This window comes from Jeotgalibaca caeni, assembly GCF_028863945.1.
GTDB lineage: Bacteria > Bacillota > Bacilli > Lactobacillales > Aerococcaceae > Jeotgalibaca > Jeotgalibaca caeni.
In genome coordinates, this window is record NZ_JARBEA010000017.1 from 34,167 (window position 1) to 43,443 (window position 9,277).

A 9,277-nucleotide genomic window follows, 5' to 3' on the forward strand; every position below is an offset into this window, starting at 1 on the left:
AGCCACAAATGTTGTCTAATCAACAGTTGTGGCTGTTTTTAATGAAAATATCCAGGGGTTACCTTTTTAATTGCCTTCAGCTGTTCTATGGATAATCCCTCCAATAACCACCGCAGCTCTTGCTGAGAAATATTTCTCGCCTCTGAGCTTGATCGCGGCCATTGAATGACGCCGTTCTCTAAACGCTTGTACAGTAATATAAACCCGTCCCCATCCCAATGGAGTGCTTTGTATTTATTCCTGCCACCTCCACAGAATAGGAAGAGGCAATCATCGAATACATCCATATCAAATTGATTCTGAACAAGAGCAGCCAGACCATCGATCGACTTACGCATATCGGTTTTTCCGCAAACAAGGTAAATGTGCTTAACCTTGGTATAATCAACAATCATCCGTCACAGCTCCTTCAACAAAGCGTATAGGATGTATTTCTCAATGCCTTGATATACTGAAACCGTTCGGTTTCGATCTGTGTCCTTTATTTCAAAAGCAAGTTGTCGCTCGTGTGTCATTGGATCAAAATCATTTTGATTATCTAACTGAATAGGGACAATGTCCGGCTGTTTTTCCATTTGGGTACCTCCGTTATCTATGATAACTGAAGTATAAATGGAAAAACTCCGCCCGAAAATCTACCTGATTATTTGGCGCTTACTGTACTTCTCCTTTGTTCACTGAAAATGAAACATTATCCAAAGCTCTTACACCAGGGAAGGACTTGGAGATTCCTTCCATACGAAATAATTCTTCTGGCATTCTTTCACCACTTTCTTAATTATCCAACTCAAAGTATGAACCGTATTTTTCTTGAATTTTTTGTTTATCGATTTGGTACCTAGAAAGATGTAGTTCGATCAATGATAGAGCACGCTCTACATTTTTCTCTTTTATTGCTTCCAATAGCTCTTCATGATCCTGAAGAAGTTCTTTACTTTCTTTTACATTCTCCAGTTTCATTCGTCTGACGCGGTCAAAATGAATCTGCATGGTTTCGGTTAATTGATACGTTTGCAATTTTCCAGTTAGGATAAAAAATTGTTTATGGAACAAATTATCCATTTCGAAAAAGCGATCGATGTCTTCTTGTTCTACAAAAAACGCTTGCAGTTTTAGGTTTTCTTCCAATTCACTAAAGTCAATCTCTTGATTCCTGTTACACAGTTCCTCAATGATTCCTTTTTCGAGCTGGAGCCGGATAAACCTTGACTCATTGACCAAGTTATAATCAATTTTTGGAACGTAGCATCCCTTCTGGGGAATAATTTGAATAATTTGCGATTTACTTAGTTCAATCATTGCTTCTCTAATCGGTGTACGCGACAAATTCAGTTCACTTGCTATTTCTTTTTCACTCATCATGGTATTAGGTTTAATCTCTAAAGAAATGAGCTTCTCTTTGATCACACGTAAAGAAAACTCTCGTGCACTTCCACCGATTGGTTCTTTAATAATATTCACAGCGTAAAGTTCTCACCCTCTCCTTTGATACAAAAGCGCATACAATTCTTGCATCTTGATACATTTCCTTACTGTTCTCTATGAAACCTTTTATAGCAAGGATGTAGCCGCTCTCAAAAAGGGTTCGTAAAAGAACAAGACTAAATTTAACACTAGTATACAAGTATGTCAATTTCATCTTGGAATAGATATTTCAAATTAATATTCCTTCGACATAATTTGTTCAAGAATTCGTTTGCATTTCTTCCCACCTTGCATTTTTTTGCACACAAATAGCAGTTGATTTAGCTAGAAAGCTAGAATCAACCGCTTTATTTTTTGTCAATCTAAATTTTTGCGATTATCATTTCCTTTGTACGAGAAGAAATCGAAATCAGCATGACATCCTCTGTATTGATTCATGTCATGACATGCTAGCGCAATGAAATTACCCGTGAATCCTCCTGACAAGAAGGTCAAATCAAAATTCTCTGCCAGCACGTTCCAATCTGTTTCACCAGGAAGCCGGTAATAGAAACTACCTGTTTCTGCTTCTCCACTTACCGCCAATTCAAGTTCACTCGAAGACAGTATCACTTTTGGTTCGAGAATTTGGAATTCTCCGTTTCTTGCTTCCATCAAACGCAGCACGGTCTGTCCATCCTCATCTGTCAGATAGGCATAGAGATAATTTTCTGGGTTAAGAAAAAGAAGCAGTCCTGCCATTTGCAAGTAACTCGTTGGCGCGAAAGAAACACTGGTTTCTGCCCGGAAAGAAAAATCAGTTTGACGGATTCCCACTAAATGATGGCGGAAGAAACTGTGCAGGGACTCTCCACCGTATAAACGCAGCTTGCCTGGTTTTTCTTTGAGAGAGCACCATGATTCATCGGGCATCATTCGTAAGCTATTCCAGTTCTTTTCCAGTTCTGGACCATCGAAGTCATCGCGGAAATCTGTGTTTCTTTCCTTCACCGGCCCTTTGAAACCTTTAGGAGCAGGAACTTCCACTGCTGGAACAACACCGCCATGAGCAAGGCGCAGCCAGCCTTCTTCATCCCACTCTACTTTTTGCAAGGAAGTTTCTCTACCAAGAATCGCATGCTGCCCTTTCAATGGACGGCTCATCAGATGAGCAATGTACCATTCTCCTTCTGGTGTCTCCACTAAACTGGCATGTCCAGCACATTGTAGAGCTGCTTCAGGGTTCTGGCTCGAAGTCATCATTGGGTAATGTGGATCCACTTCATAAGGACCAGTAACTTCTCTTGAACGAGCAATCGTAACCGAATGTCCTGAACTGGTTCCCCCTTCTGCCATCACTAAGTAATAGTAGCCGCCACGCTGATAAAGATGCGGTGCTTCTGTCTTTCCTAATTCGGTGCAGTCAAAAATTTTCACTGGATTGCCGATTAACGCTTTCTTTTCCGAATCGTATTCTTGAATCACAATCCCTGACGATTTGTTTGGCGTATCCATGCGGTAATCCCATAAGGCGTTCGATAGCCATTTACGGCCATTTTCATCATGGAACAAGGACGGATCAAAACCGCTGCTGTTTAGGTAAATGGGTTCAGACCAAGGACCTTTAATGGATGGCGCTGAGATCAAGAAGTTGTGTGTGTCCTTAAAGGGTCGCACGGAACTTTTCACATCGGTATACAACAAATGGAACTGCCCATCTGCATAACTAAGTTGTGGCGCCCAAATGCTACAGTTGATGCCATTACCTTGAAGATTTACTTGATCGGTTAAAATATCGGTACGATACTCCCAGTTTACTAAATCAGTTGAAGTGTAAATCCGAATCCCCGGCATCCATTCAAAAGAGGAAACAGCAATATAGTAGGTGTCCTCTACTCGAATCATGCAAGGGTCCGGGTTAAATCCAGGGAGAATCGGATTCTTAATGGTCCATTCCATTTTATTCGCTACTTTCTATTGTTTTTTATAAAAGTCAGTATCAGGAAAAATAGCCGTTGGATCAATCGGGCTGGTTTTCCATTTCGCCCAAGAAACTTTTTCAGGAAAGCGAGTATCGATCACGTGTTGCTCTGCCTGAACTCGATAATCTGCAGTCGTTTGATTTTCTTTCTTGGACCAGTCGTGCCAACCAGCCGGATGGATGTGCTCCCCGTAGCGACCACCGATAAACCATGTTTTTGCATACGGCCTCCATGGTCTGCCTAAGTAAACTTCCTGCACATCTGGTTCCGCTGTTAGCCAACAATCAGTAAAGACAAAGCCAACTGCTTGATCCTTGGGAGTGCTGGCAGCAGTCACATAACCACCATGACGCACACCTTCTTTCCGGCTCCTGATTTCACAGCGGTGAAACCACGCGGTCGCTCCGCCGAAGATAAAATCAATGGATCCAGCGATGAAGCATTCTTCATAATATTGTCGGTACTTTTTCTTCTCTGGTTCGCTTGCTTGCGTTACAAAAGCGGTGCCGTCTTTTTGTGCAGGCGGAAGTAAACCTGTAAAGAGGGTGTCTTGATAGGCGATGAATCGGCAACGCTTGAAATTGGTTTCGTCTGTGTCTGCATATACCGCCAAGGCTTGCCCAGCCACTTCGCCGTACCCTGCTGTATTGACAACGGTTATATTCTCAATCCAGTTACGGCTTCCACCAACATAAAGAGTAGCGGTACGAAATGTTCCCAGTTCTTTTCCTGTTTCATCGACTTCTCGTGCACCTAATTGATTCGTTATCGTAACTGAGCCTACTCCTTTTAGAGTCAAATCGGAACGGTTTATCGTGACCCGCTCTTCATACGTTCCACTCAAAACGGTAATCAAAACAGTTTTATGAGAGAAGGCCTTCTCTGCATAATCAACCGCCCCTTGAATGGTTTGAAAATCACAAAAAGTTTCTTTCCCTACTAGAATCATGCTGGTTGCTCCGTTTCAAAGAGTTCTTTCTGCAAGAATGCAATCCAGTCGGCACGCATTTCAGCTGTTTCCTGATGACCACACCCGTATAAGATGGTTTGCCAATTCTCTGGAACGCCAGCAGCTTCATATGCCTTCTTCAAGCCTTCATCAAGGATGGTCACCCCTTCGAGTGGACAGTTCCGATCATGGCTTCCGACTAAGCAGAGCCGCTTACGAGGTACGATACGTGATTGAATCTCAAGCGTGGTAAAGTGCTTCAAGAGTCCCGGAACATAGGAATAGAATCCGTGCTTATCTAGGTATCCTTGTCGAAGCAAGGTTTCTGCATCTACTTGTCCGCCCATGTCGACGATTACGTGGACACGTTCATCCAAGGCTCCCAGCCACCATGCTTGTAGGGCTCCCATCGACATGCCGATTGTTGCTACTTTTTGTGAATCGACATCTTGTCTCTTTAGTAATACATCCAAAAAACGCATGTTGTCATAGACCATCATGCCCCAGACCACTTTGCCGCGCCACAGCATTTCCTTGACCATTTCACTTTCCTTGCGCATCCGGTCTCCGAATCCCCACATGTCGATGCAGGCTGCTACGCAACCCATATCAGTCAGTGTTTTAGCATAAGAAGGTCCTTGCAAGTAATGGGATGGGGTGATAAATTCGGTCTTCCCGATATGATACATCCCCCCGTGTGAATGATTCACGAGAACAAGTGGCCGTGGTGTTTCACTTGGCGTAAGCGGGGTTGCTATGTAGGCAGGCACCCGCTCTTCTCCGTTCAAGTCCAAACTCCAGCTCTCTAAGTAGTAGCCATCTGGATGCTCCACTTTGGACAGTAAACGAGCTTCCAGGGATGGGTTTTCAGGTAAATCACCGAGTAATTGCCATAAGGAATCAGTTGTCATTGGGTTACCCCTTTCATTAGGCGAAATGAACGACTTTTTCTTCGAGAATTTTTTCTGGTTTCTTTGTATTCTTAGACGTACAATGAGCCGTTTCAACGTTACGTGAATTTTCGGCATAAATCATTGGTCCTTCATGATTTTCTACGGATACGCGGTGGAAGAGGATGTCTTCTGCGTTCCCTAAGTAAAAGCCGCGGTTGTTCATGTAATCCAATCCTGTCATCATGGCTACTTGACCTGGCTCTGCTCCTTCCGCCATTGAAATATCAATGTTGTTGAAGGTAATTTCTTTGACAAAGTTCTCTGCCAAGCCATAGATGAATCCAGCAGCGCCTTGAACATTGCGGGCGGTAATATGGTTGAAATGAATGCGTCTGAATGTTGGTGTTTCTTCTGTAACAGGATATGGATTCTTGTCCCAAACATATTTTTCTTTCCCACGCGGGCCGCAGAAATAGTACAAGTTTAGAATGAACGGACAAATCACTTCGTCCATAATAATATTGTCCACGCGAATATCTTCAATCGTACCGCCTCTACCTCGGCGTGATTTCAAGCGAATTCCGCGGTCGGTTTGTTTGAAAATACAATTCGAGATGGTGACATTTCGTACATCTCCACTCATTTCACTCCCGATTACCACGCCGCCATGTCCATGAATCATTGTACAATTGGTAATGGTAATGTTTTCGCAAGCTACTTTTTCTCGAGCATCTTCGGTCCCTGCTTTGATGGCGATACAGTCGTCACCCACATCGATGTTACAGTTTGAGATGCGTACATTTGAACAAGACTCTGGATCAATTCCGTCCGTGTTTGGTGAGTCGGCTGGATTCAAAATCGATACATTGTCGACCGTAATATTGTGGCTCAGAATCGGGTTCACGGTCCACGATGGTGAATTGCGTAATTCCACATCCTTAATAGTAATGCGGTTACATTTTTCGAAACTAATTAATTTTGGTCTTGGATAAGCTAATTCTTCACGGCGATTCCGGAATAGATCCCACCAAGCTGCTCCATTTCCATCAATTACTCCACCACCACAAATGGTAATATTTTCTGCCTCTTCAGCGTAAATACAAGATTGGTACACATCTTGCGTCCAACCTTCCCAGCGTGAGTGTACAACCGGATACGCTTCTTGTTCTGTTACGAAAGAAAGGGTTGCACCTGGGCTGACTTCTAGAGTAAGATTACTAGCCAGACGGATACTGGTTGTACGATACGTTCCACTTGGAACATAAATGGTTCCTCCACCTGCTGTCACTGCCGCTTCTACTGCTTGCGCGAAGCTATGGGAATCATCTGTAATCCCGTCTCCCACCGCACCATAATCAAGTACATTAAAGATTGTCATGAATGTATCTTCTCCTTTTCTGGTTCTTGTCTTGTTCATCTTAGATAAAGTTCTGCATTCCGTCTATAATCTTTTAGTTGCTAGTCCTTTGTTCTATACAGGAAGTATCAATATCTTAAATAATGATTACCTCTTTAACAAAAAATTGGACAAATACAGAATAAATCTATGTTATACTGAAAATTAGTAAAACGCTATCAGGAATCTTATGCAGGTTATTTTGATATTTTAAGTTCTTATAAAGGAGGTACTATTTTTATGAAAGCTCTTTCCTTATCTAAGGAAAAAGAGGGAAAATCGAAATTACAATTTCTAAAAAAACATGGTACATCTTTTAACCGTATCTTTTTGTTTCTTGCCCTTATTGGTATTTTGTTTTCTATTCTTTCTCTTACATCGATTTATACGTCAACACGTGACTCTGTGACGAACAATGTCCAAGATACAAGGTTGATGACGACGAATCAAATTAAAAATACGTTCGAACGGGAAATTCAAACCATTGAAAAGTCCTTCAATACGTACAGTACGACGAATGATTTCTATGAGGTGGTCCAAGAGCCATTTGGAATTAGCGATTTCCAAAAGTATCGAGAGATCAACTCCTTGCTTAACTATTTCTCTACGTTTAGTTTGAGTGGAACTTCTTATTCGATCGTCAGCGTCGCGCAAAACTGGCGCTTTGACAACGGCAGTTTACAGCAAATGACTGAAGATGAAATGAAGGAATTCGAAGATTTCTACATCAACAATCGAAATGAAAATCTTTACTGGGTTAAAGGGAACAATAGTATTGTTTCGGTCAACTTGCTCCCCTTCTTCTCTCGAGATAAGTTAGCGGTTGGTCTGGCCAACATTCCTAATCGGAGCATTCATTCTCTACTGGAAGTCACTAGTGCGACCACGCCCTTTTTCATTGTGAATCGAAACGATGAAGTACTCTACTCGGCAAACCTAGACAAAGAGGAAGCGGGACCTATTCCCGAAACGATTGCGGAAATTCGTGCTATTTCAGCAGATCGTCCAGTTGGGGTGTTGGATGAATTTACCGGAATGGATCAAGGATTCAGCTTAATCTATGCAAAATCAGATTATAACAATTGGCTGTACATTACCTACTTGGATCATTCAGAGATTCAAGAGGCGTTGTCTGGAACGAAATATGGACTCCTCCTACTAGCTGTTGTTTTAATTATAGCGAGTATCACCATTGCTTACCTTGTGGCCGGAAGAGTAACCCGTCCAATCGAAACGTTGAAGAAGAGCTTGGCAGTTGCATCCGACGGTGAAGGTACGAGCACGGATGATTGGGACTTCATCTCCCAACGAATTGACACGATTGTTACCAAAAATAAAACGCTGGAGAATCTCTATCAGCGGGAAGAACCGGAGTTAAAGAAACAGTTTATGCAAAACCTTTATCGTAATCGCTTACTTCCACTTGAATTAGAACAGCGATTAACCCAATTCCGCTATCCTGCTAAGCATGCAACCAACTTCGCGGTTATGCTGATTCAGATGGATGATTCTGGCTCACGGGAAATCCAGAATAAGGATATTTTCCTAGTGGGAATTAACGAAATGGTAAAAGAAATCATTCCGCTAGAACATCGACTGACTCCGATTGTCTTAAACGATCAGATTCAAGTTACTTTACTGGCATTCCCTACAGACGATGTTTTCGAGAATAAGCGGTTAGCGATCGACTACGCGAACCAAATGATGGAAGCATTACAAATGTATATGAATTTATCCGTCAGCATTGCTTTCTCACCATTTTTCACGGATTTACTAGCAGCGAAGGAAAATCTTGATTTCGGTAAAGAAACACTCGCCTATCATTTGATTTTGGATCATCAAGCGATTATTTTTTATGAAGACATCGAACAAACGTTGTCTACGTCTGAGATTTCTGAGTATCCAGAAGGTGTGGAAGCGGAACTCTTCCAAGCAATTCGCTTAGGTGAAGTGGAAAAAGTAGAAACCATTGCCTCCGAACTATTGGATACAATTATCAGTTCCAGTAACTTACCCATTAACGTTCAAGTGGCTCTCTTACGTCTAGCTTTGAATTTGGTTCAGCTCTCGCAGACACTGAATTCACAGGTTTTGTCTCAAGAACGAGGTAATGACTTGTACGAGGCAACTCTACAAGCGAAAGACTTCAACAGGCTGAAGTATCAGTTCTTACAAGAGATTATTCTTCCTTTTGCGCAGGAAATGAGCGAGAAGAATGCACAACAATTCCACCGCCTCTCTGAGCAAATTATTCAGATCATTGAAGCGGACTTCATGGAAGATATTAACTTAGAAACAATCGGAAGCGAGCTTCATTACAATCCGAACTATTTGAGTAACATTTTCAAAAAGGAAACAGGAGTAACCTTCAGCGATTACTTGACGAGCTACCGTTTCACGATTGCCAAAGAATGGTTACGTGATACTGAAGTTACAATCAAAGAAATTTCGGAACGGCTGCAATATCGGAATCCGCAGAATTTCATTCGATCGTTCAAGAAAAAGGAAAGCATGACACCGGGAGAGTACCGGAAGATGCACCGAGCAGAATAAATTTAAAAAAACAACGAGGTAGGTAGACTGACATACTGATTTGAGACAAACATAAAACACCTTCTTAGGCTGCTAATCCTCTGTATTCCAGAGGGGATTG

At 42.1% G+C, this 9,277-nt stretch carries 8 protein-coding genes; 1 reads left to right on the forward strand and 7 read right to left on the reverse strand.

Annotation, left to right across the window (positions count from 1 at the left end):
• Positions 1–38: 38 nt before the first annotated feature.
• The 7 genes from tnpB to PVE40_RS05370 form a co-directional block, all read right to left on the reverse strand.
• On the reverse strand, positions 39–395 hold the full coding sequence (gene tnpB, locus PVE40_RS05340) for an IS66 family insertion sequence element accessory protein TnpB (protein ID WP_274730853.1): 357 nt from the start codon (positions 393–395) through the stop codon (positions 39–41).
• 3 nt (positions 396–398) lie between these two features.
• Complete coding sequence (locus PVE40_RS05345; protein WP_274730854.1) at positions 399–575, reverse strand: hypothetical protein; 177 nt, start codon at positions 573–575, stop codon at positions 399–401.
• A gap of 199 nt (positions 576–774) precedes the next feature.
• Positions 775–1,461 (reverse strand): GntR family transcriptional regulator, encoded by a 687-nt coding sequence (locus tag PVE40_RS05350; protein WP_274730855.1) that lies wholly within the window; start codon positions 1,459–1,461, stop codon positions 775–777.
• 321 nt (positions 1,462–1,782) lie between these two features.
• Positions 1,783–3,363: a glycoside hydrolase family 43 protein gene (locus PVE40_RS05355; RefSeq protein WP_274730856.1), complete on the reverse strand. Its 1,581-nt coding sequence runs from the start codon at positions 3,361–3,363 to the stop codon at positions 1,783–1,785.
• A gap of 15 nt (positions 3,364–3,378) precedes the next feature.
• Positions 3,379–4,335 carry a pectinesterase family protein gene (locus PVE40_RS05360; protein ID WP_274730857.1) on the reverse strand — a complete coding sequence of 319 codons (957 nt, stop codon included), beginning with the start codon at positions 4,333–4,335 and terminating at the stop codon, positions 3,379–3,381.
• Complete coding sequence (locus PVE40_RS05365; RefSeq protein ID WP_274730858.1) at positions 4,332–5,246, reverse strand: dienelactone hydrolase family protein; 915 nt, start codon at positions 5,244–5,246, stop codon at positions 4,332–4,334. The genes PVE40_RS05360 and PVE40_RS05365 overlap by 4 nt, the downstream gene beginning before the upstream one ends.
• Positions 5,247–5,262: 16 nt before the next feature.
• A complete protein-coding gene (locus PVE40_RS05370) occupies positions 5,263–6,600 on the reverse strand; it encodes a glycoside hydrolase family 28 protein (protein ID WP_274730862.1) in 1,338 nt (445 codons plus the stop codon).
• 264 nt (positions 6,601–6,864) lie between these two features.
• Between PVE40_RS05370 and PVE40_RS05375 the strand changes: the two genes are divergently transcribed.
• Positions 6,865–9,177: a helix-turn-helix domain-containing protein gene (locus PVE40_RS05375; protein ID WP_274730859.1), complete on the forward strand. Its 2,313-nt coding sequence runs from the start codon at positions 6,865–6,867 to the stop codon at positions 9,175–9,177.
• The last annotated feature ends 100 nt before the right edge of the window (positions 9,178–9,277 follow it).